Origin of the sequence: Mycobacterium sp. 2-64, assembly GCF_035918375.1 — a bacterium.
GTDB classification, from domain to species: domain Bacteria; phylum Actinomycetota; class Actinomycetes; order Mycobacteriales; family Mycobacteriaceae; genus Mycobacterium; species Mycobacterium intracellulare.
In genome coordinates, this window is the sequence record NZ_CP142361.1 from 4,252,714 (window position 1) to 4,269,993 (window position 17,280).

13 protein-coding genes and 1 riboswitch are annotated in these 17,280 nt (G+C 68.0%); of the genes, 10 read left to right on the forward strand and 3 right to left on the reverse strand.

The window, feature by feature from the left end:
• The first annotated feature begins 106 nt into the window (after window positions 1-106).
• From QGN31_RS19680 to metE, 8 genes are all read left to right on the forward strand, one after another.
• Entirely contained in the window at window positions 107-1,096 is a 990-nt protein-coding gene (locus QGN31_RS19680) for an SDR family NAD(P)-dependent oxidoreductase (RefSeq protein ID WP_014384017.1), read from the forward strand.
• Window positions 1,097-1,238: 142 nt separating this feature from the next.
• Complete coding sequence (locus QGN31_RS19685) at window positions 1,239-2,414, forward strand: acyl-CoA dehydrogenase family protein (protein WP_179960062.1); 1,176 nt, start codon at window positions 1,239-1,241, stop codon at window positions 2,412-2,414.
• Entirely contained in the window at window positions 2,411-3,532 is a 1,122-nt protein-coding gene (locus QGN31_RS19690; RefSeq protein WP_014941419.1) for an acyl-CoA dehydrogenase family protein, read from the forward strand. The genes QGN31_RS19685 and QGN31_RS19690 overlap by 4 nt, the downstream gene beginning before the upstream one ends.
• Window positions 3,532-4,179 (forward strand): nitroreductase family protein, encoded by a 648-nt coding sequence (locus tag QGN31_RS19695; RefSeq protein ID WP_014384014.1) that lies wholly within the window; start codon window positions 3,532-3,534, stop codon window positions 4,177-4,179. The genes QGN31_RS19690 and QGN31_RS19695 overlap by 1 nt, the downstream gene beginning before the upstream one ends.
• Window positions 4,180-4,317: 138 nt before the next feature.
• The gene (locus QGN31_RS19700; RefSeq protein WP_014941418.1) at window positions 4,318-5,598 is read left to right on the forward strand and encodes a TetR/AcrR family transcriptional regulator; all 1,281 of its coding nucleotides are present in this window, start codon (window positions 4,318-4,320) and stop codon (window positions 5,596-5,598) included.
• A gap of 96 nt (window positions 5,599-5,694) precedes the next feature.
• A complete protein-coding gene (locus QGN31_RS19705; protein WP_008254428.1) occupies window positions 5,695-6,537 on the forward strand; it encodes an SDR family oxidoreductase in 843 nt (280 codons plus the stop codon).
• An 86-nt stretch (window positions 6,538-6,623) separates the two neighbouring features.
• Entirely contained in the window at window positions 6,624-7,265 is a 642-nt protein-coding gene (locus QGN31_RS19710; RefSeq protein ID WP_014384012.1) for an SDR family oxidoreductase, read from the forward strand.
• A 73-nt stretch (window positions 7,266-7,338) separates the two neighbouring features.
• Window positions 7,339-7,562: riboswitch (cobalamin riboswitch) on the forward strand.
• A 169-nt stretch (window positions 7,563-7,731) separates the two neighbouring features.
• Window positions 7,732-10,002 (forward strand): 5-methyltetrahydropteroyltriglutamate--homocysteine S-methyltransferase, encoded by a 2,271-nt coding sequence (gene metE / locus QGN31_RS19715; protein ID WP_014941417.1) that lies wholly within the window; start codon window positions 7,732-7,734, stop codon window positions 10,000-10,002.
• Window positions 10,003-10,068: 66 nt separating this feature from the next.
• Here metE and QGN31_RS19720 read toward each other — a convergent pair whose 3' ends face one another.
• The gene (locus QGN31_RS19720) at window positions 10,069-11,793 is read right to left on the reverse strand and encodes a DUF3556 domain-containing protein (RefSeq protein WP_014379396.1); all 1,725 of its coding nucleotides are present in this window, start codon (window positions 11,791-11,793) and stop codon (window positions 10,069-10,071) included.
• A 52-nt stretch (window positions 11,794-11,845) separates the two neighbouring features.
• Window positions 11,846-12,568: a potassium channel family protein gene (locus QGN31_RS19725; RefSeq protein WP_009957546.1), complete on the reverse strand. Its 723-nt coding sequence runs from the start codon at window positions 12,566-12,568 to the stop codon at window positions 11,846-11,848.
• Window positions 12,569-12,689: 121 nt separating this feature from the next.
• Here QGN31_RS19725 and QGN31_RS19730 point away from each other — a divergent pair, with 121 nt between their 5' ends.
• The gene (locus QGN31_RS19730; RefSeq protein ID WP_026071435.1) at window positions 12,690-14,186 is read left to right on the forward strand and encodes a potassium/proton antiporter; all 1,497 of its coding nucleotides are present in this window, start codon (window positions 12,690-12,692) and stop codon (window positions 14,184-14,186) included.
• A gap of 1,101 nt (window positions 14,187-15,287) precedes the next feature.
• Window positions 15,288-16,667, forward strand: a complete 1,380-nt coding sequence (locus QGN31_RS19735) for a flavin monoamine oxidase family protein (protein ID WP_043955619.1) — start codon at window positions 15,288-15,290, stop codon at window positions 16,665-16,667.
• Window positions 16,668-16,727: 60 nt separating this feature from the next.
• Here the strand turns inward: QGN31_RS19735 and QGN31_RS19740 are convergent, their stop codons facing one another.
• Window positions 16,728-17,249, reverse strand: coding sequence for a DoxX family protein (locus QGN31_RS19740; protein ID WP_008254413.1), 522 nt, complete (start codon window positions 17,247-17,249; stop codon window positions 16,728-16,730).
• Between the last annotated feature and the right edge of the window lie 31 nt (window positions 17,250-17,280).

The window sequence follows — 17,280 nt, forward strand, 5'->3', positions numbered from 1 at the left end:
TGTTCCACCGTAAAGTCCGCCGTGAGCGCAGTCAATCGCCCGGGTTGGTCTGTCCCAACGGGTCGGAGCTCCACCTGGGTGGACACGAGTTAGTCGGGAGCACATCATGATTGACTTCACCGGCCAGGTGGCGGTGGTGACCGGCGCCGGCCGCGGGCTCGGTCGGCTGTACGCGCTGGACCTGGCCCGCCGCGGCGCCGCGGTGGTGGTCAACGACCTGGGCGGCGGAATGCGGGGCCTTCCAGACGAAGCCGCCGACGCCCGCGTGGCCGACGACGTGGTCGACGAGATCACGAAGGCCGGCGGCACCGCGATCGCTTCCTACGACTCGGTCGACACCCCCGCCGGTGGTCAGGCGATCGTCGACACCGCGGTCGACACGTACGGTCGCCTGGACGCGGTGATCAGCAACGCCGGCATCTTCGGCAGTGCACCCTTCGAGGACCTCTCGCACGACGACTGGGCGCGCATGCTGCGGGTGCATCTCGACGGCGGCTTTCACCTGTCGCAGTCCGCGTACCGCGTGATGAAGAAGAACGGCGGCGGCCGATTCGTGTTCATCTCGTCATCCGCCGGGATCTTCGGTCAGCCGATGGAGGCGCACTACGCCGCAGCCAAGGCCGGCCTGGTCGGGTTGACGAACGTCATCGCGATCGAAGGCGAGGCACACGGGATACTCGCCAATTCCGTGCTGCCGACCGGCTTCTCGCGCATGGTCACCGAAACCGTCGGTGACGAGAAGTTCCTCGCCGAATCCGGGTTCATGCAGGCCATCAGGCCCGAACTCGTCGTGCCGTTGGTGATTTTTCTCGCCAGCAGGGCCTGCACGTTCAGCCATCGCAACTATTCGGCATCCGCCGGCCGCTACGCGCGGGTGTTCGTGGGCCTCACCCAAGGATGGCTCTCCGACGCGGGCAGCCGGCCCACCGCCGAGGACATCGAGGCACACCTCGAGCAGATGTCGTCGACGGAGAAGTTCATCATCCCCTCATCAATCGTCGACGAGGTGCTCGAAGTGTGCGCGCGGCGCGGTGTCAGCCCGATGCCGGGCGGGACCGACATCGAATTCCCCGCACCCCAACACCACGGGAGCTGACCGTGGATGACCAACTGCGCGAGCAGGTCCGGCGCCCGGTCGATCGCACGGCGATCTACGACCGCGCGCAGCGCTGCGCGCGCGGTCGGGGCCGCGCACGCCCCGTGATCGTCCGCTTCTGGCGTCGCGTCATTGACCCCCTATGTGCCCAACCGTAAAGTCCGGGAAAGTGGACTTCTCATACCCGGCGGAAGTGGAACAGTTCCGCACCGAGCTGCGTGAGTGGCTTTCGGAAAACCTGACCGACGAGCTGGTGGCCGCCCGCCGGCCCACCGGGCGCGACGACGCCGCGTTCGAGAAGCTGCGCGTGTGGAACGCGACGATGGCCGACGCGGGATGGGCCGCGGTGTCGTGGCCGCGTGAGTACGGCGGGCGCGGCGCGTCGGTGCTCGAGCAACTGGTCTACACCGAGGAAACCACCCGCGCCCGAGCGCCCGTGCCGCTCAACGTCATTGGGCTGAACAACATCGCGCCGGCGATCATGCAATACGGCACCGAGTCCCAGAAGCGCACCCTGCTCCCGCGCATGATGCGCGCCGACGACATCTGGTGTCAGGGCATGTCGGAACCCGAGGCGGGCTCGGACCTCGCGGCGTTGCGCACCCGCGCCGTGCGTGACGGCGACGACTTCATCGTCAACGGCCAAAAGATCTGGACGTCGCTGGGACATCGGGCCGACTGGTGCCAGCTCTACGTGCGCACCGATCCCGACGCTCCCAAGCACAAGGGGATCTCCTGTCTGATCGTCGACATGACCCTGCCCGGCATCGAGGCACGCCCGCTGGTCACGCTCAACGGCGACGCCGACTTCGCCGAGGTGTTCTTTCACGACGTGCGGGTGCCGTCGGACGCCTTGCTCGGGCCACTCAATGCCGGCTGGCAGGTGGCCACCACCACGCTCAGCCACGAGCGTGCCGGGGCCGCCCGGTTGTACGCCGAGATGCAGGTGCGGCTCGAAGAGCTGGTGGACGATCTCGCCGCGGCGGACACCGGCGCGCTGGACGACCCGGTCACGCTGCGGCGCCTCGGCGAAATCGCCGTCCGCATCAAGTATCTCGAAGTCCTGTGTCAACGATCGATCTCGGCCACGATGCACGGCGGTGATGCATTGGGGTCGGCCAGCCTCGCCAAGACCGTGTGGGGCGAGATCGGGCAGGACCTGGCCGCCCTGGCCTTTGACGCGCTGGGCGGCCGCGACACCGGTGCCCCGTGGGCGGACTACCGCCTGACGTCGCGCGCGCTGACCATCGCGGGCGGCACCAGCCAGATCAACAAGAACATCACCGCCCAACGGGTACTGGGGCTGCCGCGAAAATGAACCTCGAACTCAGCGACGAGCAGGTAGCGCTGCGCGACACCACGCGGCGCTTCCTCGCCGAAAAGGCCTCCGTCTCCGACCACGTGCGCCCGCTACTCGACGACCCGACCGGCACCGATGAGTCGGTGTGGCGGGGCCTGGCCGGTCTCGGCGTCACCGGTCTGCTGGTGCCGGAGGACTGCGGCGGCTCCGGCATGACGATGGTCGAGGCCGGCATCGTCGCCGAAGAGCTGGGGGCCGCACTGCATCCGGGACCGTGGTTGTCGACCGCGGTGGCCGCCCCACAGGCGCTGAACCTGTTGGGCGCCAACGATACCGCCGCAGAGCTGCTGTGCGGGATCGCGGACGGCACCACGATCGCCGCCGTCTGCTTCCTGGACCTCGGCAACGCGTCCGTCACCGCCAGCCGCCGCGACGACGGTGTGGCCCTCCGCGGCGAGGCCATCGGCGTACCCGATGCCGCCGCCGCCGACGAGCTGCTCGTGCTCGCCGACGATGCCGGCGACACCGGGCTTTTCGCGGTGCGAAACGGCTCGCCCGGGGTGTCAATTGCGGCCCAGCCCGGCATCGACCCGACCCGCAAGCAGTTTCGCGTCTCGTTCGACGCCGCCCCCGCCCGGCGCCTGGCCCCGGTGTCTGCGCACCAGATGGCCGCGGTGATCGACGACGTGCTGATCGCGTCCGCCGCCGACGCGCTCGGCGTCGCGCGCGCAGTCATGGACCTCGCCGTCGGCTACGCCAAAGCCCGAACGCAATTCGGTCAGCCGATCGGCTCGTTCCAGGCGATCCAGCATCTGTGCGTCGACATGTACGAGACCGTCGAGCTGGCCCGCAGCGGGGTGATCCACGCCCTGTGGGCCAGCGACGCGCACCCCGGCGCCGACGGGCAATCCGGCGGCGAGCGGCATCTTGCCGCGCTGCGGGCCAAGGCGTTCGCCGGGCGGCTGGCGACCGTGGCCGACACCGCCATCCAGGTGTTCGGCGGGATCGGCTACACCTGGGAGCACGACGCTCACCTCTATCTCAAGCGCTTGCTGGGCTGGAGCGCGTTTCTCGGCGGGCCCGACCGGTACCTCACCGAAATCGGTGCGCGCCTTGCGAAGAGAGGCCGTCACTGATGGAGATCGATTATCTGCTCACCGCAACCCCGTCGGCGCGAAAGTCGCTCGACCTGGACGCCGACGTCGATCTCGGCAACATCCGTGAGTGCCTGCGGATCGGCCTGCAGGCCGCGAACGGGTCCAACGCGCAGTCGTGGCGCTGGCTCGTGATCGCCGATCCGGCGCTGCGCGCCAAGATCGCCGAGCTGTATCGCGAGGCCTACCTGCGGCGGGTCGGCGGGCAGCTGCTTGCCGATCTGATGCCGGCGGGAACACCCGAGAGCCGGGTCATGTCGTCCACCGAGTGGCTGGTGGAGAACATGGCGCGCGTGCCGCTGCTGGTGATCCCTTGCTACGAGCCCTACTTGCCGCGCATCGACGGTGACGAATCGTTCCACCTGGCAACGCTGTACGGTTCGATCTTCCCGCCGGTGTGGAATTTTCAGCTGGCCCTGCACACCCGCGGATACGGGACCTGCATCACGACGCTGCACCTGCACCACGAGGAAGAAGTCCGAAAGTTGCTCGGGATTCCGCAAACCTACGTTCAGGGCTGCCTGCTGCCGGTGGGCCGCCTACGCGCGGGCCGCACCTTCCGGCCGGCCCCGCGGCGCCCGGTCGAGGACGTGGTCGCGCGCGACCGCTGGGATGGCCCGGCGCTCTAGAATGGGGTTTTCGCCGCTTGTGCAGCGCATTCATCGGGCCCGGGTCTGATAGCCTCTAACAAAGATTTGGTTCGGCACGAGAGGACGAATGCGCATGCTCGCCACCCCGCGCTCGTCCGGACTCCCACACCGCTGATCATGGCGAAAGCCGAGTCACTGCGGTCCGGCGGAACCACCGACTCCCCCACGCGCCGCGCCGAGATCCTTGCCACGGCGGCATCACTGATCGCGTCCTCCGGATTGCGGACCTCGCTACAGGAAATCGCCGATGCCGCAGGCATTCTTCCCGGCAGCCTGTATCACCACTTCGAGTCCAAAGAGGCGATCCTCGTCGAGCTGATCCGGCGCTACCAAGACGATCTGGAACGGATCGGCCGGTCCGCGCAGGCGAAGCTGGACGAACCGGACTCCCGTCCGGTCGCCGAACAGATCATCGAGCTCGGGGCGGCGATCGCCAACTGCGCCGTCGAACACCGCGCCGCCCTGCAGATGTCCTTCTACGAGGGGCCGAGCACGGATCCGGAGCTGATCAAGCTGACGCAGCAGCGGCCGGTCGCGATTCAGGAGGCGATGCTGCAAACGCTGCGCGCCGGCCGGTGGAGTGGTTACATCAAACCCGACATCGACCTGCCCACACTGGCCGACCGCATCTGCCAAACCATGCTGCAGGTCGGCCTCGACGTCATGCGCCACAAATCTCCCGGGGATCAGGTGGCCGGCCTGCTGTGCCGAATCATCCTGCAAGGGTTGGCAACTCGCTCGCCGACCGACGCCGCGCTGGACCGCTCGAAGGCCTTCGCCGCCGCCGACGACGTCATCGCCACCTGGTCCGACGACAGCGACGCCGACCCCAGCGACAAGGCGGCACTCGTGCGCGCGGTGGCGCGAACGGAATTCGGACGCAGGGGTTATGAGGTCACCACCATCAGGGACATCGCGTCGGCCGCCGGGCTTGGCACCGGGACCGTGTACCGGGTGATCGGATCCAAGGACGAGCTGCTCGCCTCGATCATGGAGTCCTTCGGCAAGAAGGTGGAGGCGGGCTGGGTCAACGTCCTGCGCTCGGATGCCACCCCGATCGAAAAGCTGGACGCGCTGAGTTGGGTCAATGTCAACGCGCTCGACCGGTTTTCCGACGAGTTCAGGATCCAACTCGCCTGGATGCGTCAATCGCCCCCGGACACGCCCAACCCGGGCTGGCTGTACGCCACGCGGCTGCGGCAAATGAAAACGCTGCTTTCCGAGGGGATCCGGTCCGGGGAGATCGGCGTCGACGCGCCGTCCACCGCGATGTTGGCACGCTGCGTGGTCGGCCTGCAGTGGATACCGGAGAACATCCTCCGAGACGTCGGCAAACGCGCGGGACTGGTACACGCCCGCGACACCGTGCTGCGCGGCGTCGCCGTGCGCGGCAAGTAAACCGCAATAACCCGCCCCGGTATTGAACCAAATAACTGTTACCCATACAGTTGAGCAGTTAGAACCGCGTTGGCATTATCCGAGAAGGGGATTTCCATGACCATTGTCGATCGGTTGCGCTACGACGGCAAGCGCGCTCTGGTGGTCGGCGGCGCGACTGGCATGGGCGCCGCCGCGGCCAAGTCAGCGGCCGAACTGGGGGCCGAAGTGATCGTGATGGACTACGCGCCGGTGGACTACAAGGTCGCCCAGTCCGTCCAGGTGGACCTGCGCGACCCCGCGTCCATCGATTCCGCCCTCGAGCAGGTCGACGGCCCCATCCACGCGGTGTTCTCCGCCGCCGGCGTCGCCGACGGAACGATCGACCTGATGAAGATCAACTTCATCGGCCACCGCCACCTGATCGACCGCCTGCTGGAAAAGGACCAACTGCCCAACGGCTCGGCCATCTGCTTCATCTCCTCGGTCGCGGGCATGGGCTGGGAGAACGACCTGGACCTGATGCTGGAATTTTTGGCCACCCCGGACTTCGCGGCGGCGGAGGCGTGGTGCCAGGCGCACGAGGCCGAAGGGATCAACCACTACGGCACCAGCAAAAAGGTGATCAACACCTACGTGGCGACCCAGGGCTACCCGTTGGCGAAGAAGGGCATTCGCATCAACGCGATCTGCCCCGGCCCGACCGACACCCCGCTGGCCCAGGCCAACGCCGACCTGTGGCTGTCCTTCGCCCAGGACTACCGCGACGAGACCGGCTCCAAGGTGCACACGCCCGAGCAGATGGGCGACGTGATGGCCTTCCTCAACAGCGAGGCGGCCTGCGGCGTCAGCGGGATCACCCTGCTGGTGGACTCGGGCCACACCATGGCCTCGATGACCGGCGCCTACGCGCCGGGCAAGCCGATCATCGACATCATCATGGGCAAGGTGAAGCTCTAACCTTTCTCCCGTGAGACCGTAACCGCCTACCGCTTACCCGGCGTTCGCGTCGGGAGTTGCAGTTTGGCGGGAAGTAGCGTGGGGGCATGGCTCGCATCGCCCTCATCGGCGGCCACGGCAAGGTCGCCCTGCAACTGGCCCGGATCCTGACCGAACGCGGCGACGACGTGAGCTCGGTCTTCCGCAACCCGGACCACGCCGGCGATGTCGCCGCCACCGGCGCCGAACCGGTGACGGCCGACATCGAGCGGCTCGACACCGACGCGTTGGCCGGCTTGCTGGCCGGGCATGACGCGGTCGTGTTCTCCGCCGGGGCCGGCGGCGGCAACCCGGCACGGACCTATGCCGTCGACCGCGACGCGGCCATCCGGGTGATCGATGCCGCGGCCCAGGCGGGCGTCACGCGGTTCGTGATGGTGTCCTACTTCGGCGCGGGCCCGGATCATGGTGTGCCACAAGGCGACCCGTTCTTCGCCTACGCGGAGGCCAAGGCGGCAGCGGACGCCCACCTGCGCGCCAGCGACTTGGACTGGACGGTCCTGGGCCCGGGTCGGCTCACCCTCGAGCCGGCGACCGGGCGCATCGCGCTGGGCGAGGGCAACGGCTCGGTTTCGCGCGCCGACGTCGCGCACGTCGCCGCCGCCGCGCTGGCGGACGACTCCACGATCGGCCGCACCATCGAGTTCAACAACGGCGACGTCCCGATCGCCCAGGCACTGGCTCGCTGACCCCGTCACCAGCGGAGTAAGCTGCGCTACGCAGCTGGTCTGCCGTCACCGCACAACGCGGCGTCGGCATCGAGCGAGACATGTTAGACATGCTTCGCAAGAGGGAACCCGGTGGGAGTCCGGGACTGTCCCGCAGCGGTATGCAGGAACGACCGCCGTCACGAGCACTGGTCTGGCGAAAAGACTGGGAAGCGACGGCCATTAGGAACTGCCCGGCTCCTCAGCGGCCCTTCCGGGCCGCATCGTCGGCCGGGCGTGAGCACCACCTGGTGCGCGCCTGCGAGTCCGAAGACCTGCCAGCTGTGCCGGACGCGCCGCGTCCGGCGGGCTCATCGCCTCGTGGAATGGGCGTTTGACCGTAACCGTTAGTGGTAAGTGCCTGAAAGAAAATCGGGCACGCACCGCGAGACGGTTCGGCCTCGCGTCCGCCGGCGGTGACCAGACCGTTGATAAAAGGACGAAAAACGTGACCACTCAACCATTCACCGCCACGGTTACCGGCTCGCCGCGCATCGGCCCGAAACGCGAACTCAAGCGCGCCACCGAGGGCTACTGGGCCGGCCGCACCAGCAGATCGGAACTGGAATCCGTCGCCGCGACACTGCGCCGCGACACCTGGGCGAGCCTGGCGGCCGCGGGCCTCGACTCGGTGCCCGTGAACACCTTCTCCTACTACGACCAGATGCTGGACACCGCGGTGATGCTCGACGCGCTGCCGGCGCGGGCCACGCACGTCTCCGACGACCTCGACCGCTACTTCGCTGCCGCGCGCGGCAATTCCGACGTCGCGCCGCTGGAGATGACCAAGTGGTTCGACACCAACTACCACTACATCGTTCCCGAGATCGCCCCCACCACGAAGTTCGCGCTGAACCCCGACAAGGTGCTCTCGGAGCTGAAAGAAGCACTGGCACAGGGCATTCCCGCGCGGCCGGTCGTCATCGGGCCGATCACCTTCCTGCTGCTCAGCAAGGGCGTCGACGGCGCGGGCGCACCCATCGAACGACTCGAGGAACTGGTGCCGATCTATTCCGAGCTGCTGTCGCTGCTCGCCGATAACGGCGCGCAGTGGGTGCAGCTCGACGAGCCGGCGCTGGTGACCGACGCCTCCCCCGACGCGCCCGCGTTGGCCGAGGCCGTCTACAACAAGCTCGGCGCGGTGAGCAACCGGCCGTCGATCTACGTCGCCACCTACTTCGGTGACCCCGGCGCGGCGTTGGCCGGTCTGGCCCGCACGCCCGTCGAGGCCATCGGCGTCGACCTGGTCTACGGTCCCGACACGGCGATCGCCGCGGTCCCCGAACTAGCCGACAAGGTACTGGTGGCCGGCGTCGTCGACGGACGCAACATCTGGCGCACCGACCTGCAGGCGGCGCTGGACAAGCTGGCGAGCCTGCTGGGTTCGGCTGCCGCGGTTGCCGTCTCGACATCCTGCTCAACGCTGCACGTCCCGTATTCGTTGGAGCCGGAGACCGGACTCGACGAGGCGCTGCGCAGCTGGCTGGCCTTCGGACAGGAGAAGGTCGGCGAGGTGGTGGCGCTCGCTCGCGCGCTGCGCGAGGGGCGCGAGGCGGTCGCCGAGGAGATCGCGGCATCGAACGCCGCGGTGGCCTCCCGCAAGAGCGATCCGCGCCTGCACAACGACCGCATCCGTGCCCGCATCGAATCGATCGTGGCCTCCGGCACACACCGCGGTGACGCGGCGAGGCGCCGGGCCAGCCAGGACGAGCGGCTGCAGCTGCCGCCGCTGCCGACGACGACGATCGGGTCGTTTCCGCAGACCGTTCAGATCCGCAAGGCCCGCGCCGCGCTGGTCGCCGGCGAGATCGACGCGGCCGAGTACGAAAAGCGGATGAAGCAGGAGATCGCCGACGTCATCAAGCTGCAGGAGAACCTCGGGATCGACGTGCTGGTGCACGGCGAGCCCGAGCGCAACGACATGGTGCAGTACTTCGCCGAGCAGCTGGAGGGCTTTTTCGCCACCAAGAACGGCTGGGTGCAGTCCTACGGCAGCCGCTGCGTGCGTCCGCCGATCCTCTACGGCGACGTGATCCGCCAGCACCCGATGACGGTGGAGTGGGCCAAGTACGCGCAGTCGCTGACCGACAAGCCGGTGAAGGGCATGCTGACCGGTCCGGTGACGATCCTGGCGTGGTCGTTCGTGCGCGACGACCAGCCGCTGGCCGACACCGCCAACCAGGTGGCGCTCGCGATTCGCGACGAGACCGTGGACCTGCAGTCCGCCGGTATCGCGGTGATCCAGGTCGACGAGCCGGCGCTGCGTGAGCTGCTGCCGCTGCGTCGCGCCGACCAGGACGACTACTTGCGTTGGGCCGTAGGGGCTTTCCGGCTGGCCACGTCGGGTGTCGCGGACTCCACGCAGATCCACACCCACCTGTGCTACTCGGAATTCGGCGATGTGATCGGCGCGATCGCCGATCTGGATGCCGACGTGACGTCGATCGAGGCGGCACGCTCACACATGGAGGTGCTCGACGACCTCAACGCGATCGGCTTCTCCAACAGCGTCGGACCGGGCGTCTACGACATCCACTCGCCCCGGGTGCCGAGCACCGAGGAGATGGCAGAGTCGCTGCGCGCGGCGCTGCGAGCCGTTCCGGCCGAACGGCTTTGGGTCAACCCCGACTGCGGACTGAAGACCCGCAACTCCGACGAGGTGACCGCGTCGCTGAAGAACATGGTCGCCGCCGCGCAGGAAGTGCGCGCGGGGGTCTGAGGCATCGCGGGAGTAACGCCACGGCGGTTTCCGGCGGGAAATGTCGCCGTGGCGTTACAACCGCGCCTACCCCGACACCACCTCGACGGGAACGTCGTCGGCCCAGGGCTGGCGGGTGACCATGTCGGCGACCCGGACGATGCCGCGCTCGAACTCACCGGTCGCGGCGTCGACCAACCGATACGCCTGCGTTTGCTTGTGAATCGGTTGCGCGTCAAGCAGAACCACGCGGACCTCGCCCGGTTCGAAGTGGCAGCGCTCCTGCAGCGCGCTGATCAGCTGCTCGTTGTGCATGTGGCCGTCGCCGAAGTTCCAGCCGATCGCGGTGCTGCAGATCCGCTCGCCGTCGGTGAGGACGTAGTCGTCCTCGTTCTGGCCGGCCATGGCGCGGTGCGCCAGCGTGAACAGCGCCCGGCCGTGAGTGTTGAAGCCGCGGAACGCGTATCCCATGTAGAGCGGAATCTGCGCCGCCTCCGGGCTGCCGTAGAACCGTTCCAGCTGGGCCTGCGGCATGCTGGCGATCGCCACGATGCCCCTGCCGATCTTGTCGTTGGCGGACGGCTTGATGCACCACAGGGTGGTGTCCCAGTTGCCCGCGTAGTACCGCATCCCGGGCAGAAACGAGATCTTGCGCGGAAACATGTTGCCCAGCAGAACGATTCCCGCGATCACGACAAACAGGATCGCCACCACCACCGGGTGCTTGAGGTCCGCGAGACCCAGCTGGGTGTGGGCGACGAACAGCGACAGCACCCCGAAGATCATGAAGACGTTCCACTCCAGGGGCACGCCCATCGGGATCGAGACCAGGATGCCGAGGTGGAAGCACACCATCACCACCGCGGCCACCGTGACGGGCCAGCCGCCGTGACAGAAGAACAGTGGCAGCGGCACCAGCATCTCGATGGCGGTGCTCAGGTGCGCCAGCCACCGCGACAGCCACCCCGGCCGCAGGTCGTCCGGGAACTTCTCGAAGAAGCGTCTTTTCAGCCAGCGGGGCCGCACCAGCGGATTGTTCGACATCATCGTGGAGATCACGAACGGAAAGTGTTTGTTGAGTTTGGATGTCGCCGCGCCCATCCAGATCACCAGGAACACCACCTTGGACCCGACGATCATGTCGGGCGCGGCGAACAGGAACGTCACCGCCATCGTCGCGTAGACCTCGCCACGCGCGGCCAGGAAGATCACCTTGTCGCGCAGGCCGAGCACCGCGAGCAGCAGCAGGATCAGCACGACCTTCCATGCGGGCAACAGCCCGATGGTCGTGCCCAGTTCGGGGATCGGCCCGGTGCCGTCGGCGAACAGCGCCGCGAACGTCACCAGAAGGAACAGCGCATACAGGGCCACGTCGATCGGTTTGCGCTTGGTGCCCTTGGTCAGTGGCACGCGGTCCGGCCAGGGTGGCAGCCGGATGGTGCCGAAGCGCATCCAGTACAGGACCGAACCCATCGGGGGGAAGAACCGGTTGTTCAGCGGGCCGAAGCCACAGCCCAATCCGATCACCTCGAACAGCATCGTGTAGAGCACGACCTTCTCGAACACGATCGGCTCCGACCACCACGACGCGACCTGTGTGAACCCGCCGAGGCCGCGGGTGGCCGAGGCGAACACCCACGCGCCGAGGATGTAGAGCAGGATTTTGACGACGTAGAACAGGTGCAGCGCGACCGGTGTGCCGAAGCCGACCTCGGCCCAGTGCTTGGCCATCGGGCGGATCTTGTCGCTGCGGCTGCCCTTGTTCCATTCGGCCATGTCGAGCTGCGGTAGCTCGGGCTTCAGAAATCCCATGGTTCCACAGACTAGAACGTGTTCTAGGTAGGTGGCACGCGTTGGGCCCGAACTAGGCGGGCAAGTTTCTCACCGGGCCGGCCGGTATTTCACGCCGGCGCGCCGCCCGGGCCGGGGCGCCCTGGACGATGAGGGCGCGGACCTGATTCTCGGCGGCACTGCCTGCGACGAACAACATTTCGTCGCCGGCCTCGAGCACGTCGTCGGGCTGCGGCAAGATGACGCTGCCGGCGCGCAGCACGGTGATCAACGCGGCGTTATCCGGCAGCGGCAGGTCACTAATCCGGCGGCCGACAAGCGGGTTGTCCACCGGCAGTGTCAGTTTCGACAGGCCGACCTGACCGCGCGCGAGCCCCATCAGTTGCACGAGGTGGCCGACGTCGATGGCCCCCTCGACCCCGGCCACCATGGCGCGGGGCGTGGAGACCGCCACGTCGATGCCCCACGCCTCGGTGAACAGCCACTCGTTTCTCAAGTCGTTGACGCGCGCCACCACTCGAGCGACCCCGAACTCGGCCTTGGCCAACAACGCCGCCGCGAGGTTCACCTTGTCGTCGCCGGTTGCCGCGATGACGACATCGCACAGCTGCAGTCCCGACTCTTGGAGCGACGCCAGCTCACACGCGTCGGCGAGTAGCCACTCCGCGTCGGGCACCGTCTGCGGTACGTAATGGTCGACGTTGCGCTCGATCAGCAAGACGCGGTGACCGGCCTCGAGTAGCTCGAGTGCGACCGAACGACCGACCGCGCCCGCGCCGGCGATCCCGATGCGCACTATCCACTCTCCTGACGGCTGGTCGGCGTGTACCCCAGCTAGTCATTAGTGTTACTAGTGATTCACTTGCACACAACCCGACTTCGCTGGCCTGAGCCGCGACCGAACGGCGATGAACAACATGACCTTGCAGCAGCTGTACGTGACGCTGCTGGTCGGGGGCCTCGTGCTGCTGGCCAGCATCGTCGCCACCCGGGCGGCCGCCAAAGTGGGGTTGCCCAGCCTGCTGCTGTTCCTCGCGGTCGGCGTCGCCCTCGGCAACGACGGGCTGGGGCTGGAATTCAACGACGTCCAGCTCGCCAGCGACCTCGGCACCACGGCGCTGGCCGTCATTCTGGTCGAAGGCGGATTGACGACGCGGTTCGCCGACATCCGCAAGCTGCTGGCACCCGCGGGTGTGCTGGCCACCCTCGGGGTGGGCATCAGCATGGTGATCACCGCCGCGGGCGCGCACCTGCTGCTCGGCATCAACTGGCAGCTCTCGTTGTTGCTCGGGGCGATCGTTTCGCCCACCGATGCCGCCGCGGTGTTCTCGGTCCTGCGCGTCCTACCGCTGCCCAGGCGCCTCGCCGGTCTTCTCGAGGCCGAGTCCGGATTCAACGACGCGCCCGCCGCGATTCTCGTGCTCATGTTCAGCACGACCCCCATGACGCTGGCGCCGGGAACCGCCGCGACTGGCGTGGTGTACGAGCTGGTCGTCGGCGTCGCGGTCGGCCTGTTCAGCGGCGTGCTGGGCGCCTTCGCGATGCGACGGGCGGCGCTGCCGGCCTCCGGCCTCTATCCGTTGGCGACATTTGCGCTGGGCATGGTGGCGTTCGCCGCGGCCGCCAGCGCCCACGCCAGCGGGTTCATCGCCGCGTATCTGTCGGCGGTGATATTGGCGAACTCCGGGTTGCCCCATCGCTCGGCGACCCGGTCCTTCGCGGAGGGGCTCGGCTGGCTGGCTCAGATCGGGCTGTTCGTGCTCCTCGGCCTGTTGGTGAGCCCGAGCCAATTGGGCAGCGAACTGATCCCGGCGATCGTCGTGGGCGCGGTGTTGCTGTTGCTCGGTCGGCCGCTCTCGGTCTTGATCTCCCTGGCCCCGTTTCGGGTGCCCTGGCGCGAGCAGGTGTTCCTCTCGTGGGCCGGGTTGCGCGGCGCGGTCCCCATTGTGCTGGCGACGTTTCCCATCGTCGAAGGGGTCGCGGACAGCTACCGGCTGCTCAACATCGTGTTCATTTTGGTCGTGGTGTTCACCCTGATCCAGGGCCCCGGATTGAGCCTGCTGGCGCACAGGATCGGGCTGATCTCGCGTGAAGCCACGAGGGAGATCCAGGTGGAAGCGGCGCCGCTGGACGTGTTGGAGGCCGAACTGTTGACGATGACGGTGTCGCCACCGTCGCGGCTGCACAACGTCTCGGTGCTCGAGTTGCGGCTACCCGACCCGGCCGTCATCACGCTCATCATCCGGAAGGGCCGCACCTTCGTCCCCCAGCCCCACACCCGCATCCAGGCCGGCGATGAGCTGCTGATCGTCACGACACCCAAGACGCGCGCCCCCACCGAGCGCAGGCTCCGCGCGGTGAGTCGCCGCGGCAAACTGGCGTACTGGTTCGACGAGTACGGCGAACCGGACTGATCTGCCGCCTGTATGGCCACGGTCGGCACATATGAGATCGGCCAGAGTTTCGGCGGCGCCCAGCGCGCCGTCGCTAGAATCGAATCATTGTGTGGTTCAACGACGGAACCAGACCGCGACGGTCGCCCCCGGTCATTGCGATCGCCGCCATGGTGGTGTTGCTAGCCGCGGTCGTCGGATCCGGCCCGTCGCGCTCGGAGTCAGCGGGGTCCGAGCCTCCCGCGACCGCGGCCCCGCATCCGGTGGTCGCCGCTATTGGCCACGACGACCACCCGGCTCCTGACCAGGGTTTGTCCGCCGAGTACCACAAGCCTCCCGCGACCGCGGCCGCACCTCATGGCCGGCAAGCGAATTCGCCGCGCTGGACGCCGGCGCCGCCGTGGTCACCGTCGCCGGCTTCATCCATGTCGAGTTGGCGAGCCGACGGCGTCGACCCGTGTACACCCGGCACTTCCCTTGGCGCCCAAGATCTTTTCACCCGGCTCTGCGTCTCCAGACGCTGATCGGCCAAGACCGGCCGTCATGCCATGCGCGACGGCCGCTCAGACGCATCGACGTTAACTCCTGCTGCTCACGCGCCACCGCACACCTCTCTCAATCGGCGGGTGTACGCGCGGGACCTTGTATTTCAGGGAGAAATTTTGTCCACATTCTTGGTCGCGAAGACCCTCACAATTCTCGGTGGTGCCGCGCTGCTTGTCTCGGCGGTCGGATGCGACGACGGTGTCGTCGCGACGTCGGCGGGCCCGTCGATCACCACGACGGCCACTTCGTTCGGCGGGGCGCCGGCGCATTCGCTTCCGGCTTCGCCCGAAAGCCGCGCTGGCGGTGCGGGATTCGCTGGCTGCATCATCGGCCTCAACTGCGGTTGCTTCCCTCGTCAAGGCAAGTGTGGGCGGCAGCGGTCGCCACGGGTGGTGCCTCCGCCCCCGCCGCCGGGCGAGTTCGGTAACAACGGCCCCGCCGACGACCGGCATGTGCCCGTGGTTCCGTGAGCCGCCGACCACACCGTCGTCTCGGAAATCCGGGTGAACTCGCTGTCGCGGACGCCGCCGTCGGTGTAGTTTGCTGCTGGGGCGGGACTACGGTGAGGAGCCGGCCATGTCCGACGTCGATTGTTGCGTGGTCGGAGCGGGATTCGCGGGCCTGACGGCCGCCTTGCGGCTCAAGCGGGCCGGCCGATCGGTGGCCTTGCTGGAGGCGCGCGACCGGGTCGGTGGGCGCACCTTCACCGAGACCCGCCCGGACGGGACGTGGATCGACCGCGGCGGCGCGTGGATCGGCCCGGGCCAGGACCGGATCTACGCGCTGATGAACGAGTTCGGCGTGCCGGAGTACAAGCAGCACAACGACGGCGACGCGATGATGATCGTCGGCGGCAAGAAGCACCGCTACGGCGGTACCATCCCCTGGACGATGAGCCCGTGGGCCGTCACCAACCTGGGCCTCGCCCTGATGTCGTTCGAGAGAATGTGCAAAGCGCTCCCGCGCGAAGCCCCTTGGGAGGCAACGCAAGCCGCCGCGTGGGACCGGATCAGCCTGGGCGAGTGGATCGAGAAGCACACGCTGTCCAAGGCGGCCCGGCAAATGCTGGACATGGCCCTGTCCGGCCTGTACACCTCGGCGGGATCCGAGACGTCGTTGCTGTGGGCGCTGCTGCAGACGGGATCGGCCGGCGGCCCGACGTTCGCCATTTCCGGCAAGGGCGGCTCCCAGGACGCCCGCCCGGTCGGCGGCATGGGCGCCATCTACCGACAGATCGCCGCCGAGCTCGGTGATGCGGTGCACCTGTCGCGGCCGGTCCGACAGGTCGCGCAGGACGCCGACGGCGTCACGGTCAGCGCGGAGGGCATGACGGTGCGGGCGCGGCGGGTGATCGTGGCGATCCCGCTGGCGATCGCCACGTCGATCGCCTACGAACCGGCCCTGCCGGTGGATCGGGCGTTTCTGCACCAGCGCATGCCGAGCGGCGCGGTCGTCAAGATCTCGGTCGTCTACGACGAGCCCTTCTGGCGGGCCGACGGGCTGTCCGGCCAGTCGGCCGCGCCGGGATGCCCGGCGACGCTGACCATCGACGCCTGCACCGACACCGGGAACCCGGGGGTCATGTGCGTCATCAGCGAGGGGCCCGCGGCGCGACGGCTCGGCAGGCTCTGCGAGGCGGAACGCCACGCGGTCATCATCGGCGAGCTGGTCGACCGCTTCGGGAGCAAGGCGAACGATTACCGCGAATTCCACGAACAGAACTGGACGGTGGAGCGCTATTCCGGCGGCGGCATGATCAGCCACGCGCCCACCGGCGTGCTGACCGAATTCGGTTACACCCTGCGCGAACCCTGCGGCCGCATCCACTGGGCCGGCACCGAGAGCTCGGCCGTCATGTGCGGGTGGGTCGACGGCGCGATCCGCTCCGGGGAGCGCGCCGCGGCCGAGGTGACCGCGGCCGACACGGCGACCGTGGCGGCCTCGAGCGTCGACTAGTTGCGCGCGTCGCCGGCGTGTCGGCCCAACAACTCGACGTTCGGCGCGGGGGCGCCGTGGCTAGCCGGCTTGCTTGGCCGGCGGCCGATAGAAGATGACCAGCTGGCCGATGGCACCGGCCAGGCCGAGCACCACCGAGATCAGCAGGCCGTGCCAGCCGTCCATCCAGTTCTTCCCGAAGACCAGGTAGTCCAGGCTGTACTTCCCGGCGCCCAGCGTGGCCACGACGACCGCGCTGACGGCGAGCACCAGGTTGTATTCCCAGCCCTCCTTGACGATGAAGAAGCCGTTGGCGCGGTGCACGGTCCAGGCCGCGACCAGCATCAGCGAGACGAAGCCCGCGGCCGGGATGGGGGTGAGCAAACCCGCCGCCAGGCCCAGGCCAGCGGCCATTTCCGTGGTCGCCGCCACCGTGGCGTGAAACTTTCCGGGTTTCATGCCGATGCTCTCGAACCACCGTGCGGTGCCCGGGATGCGGCCGCCGCCGAAGAACTTGTTGTAGCCATGCGCGGCCAACGTCACGCCCAACACCAGCCGCAGGATCAGTACTCCGACGTCATGGAACGTGTCATATGAAGTCATAGCTGTAAACCTAGATCATGGGGCGGGTGGC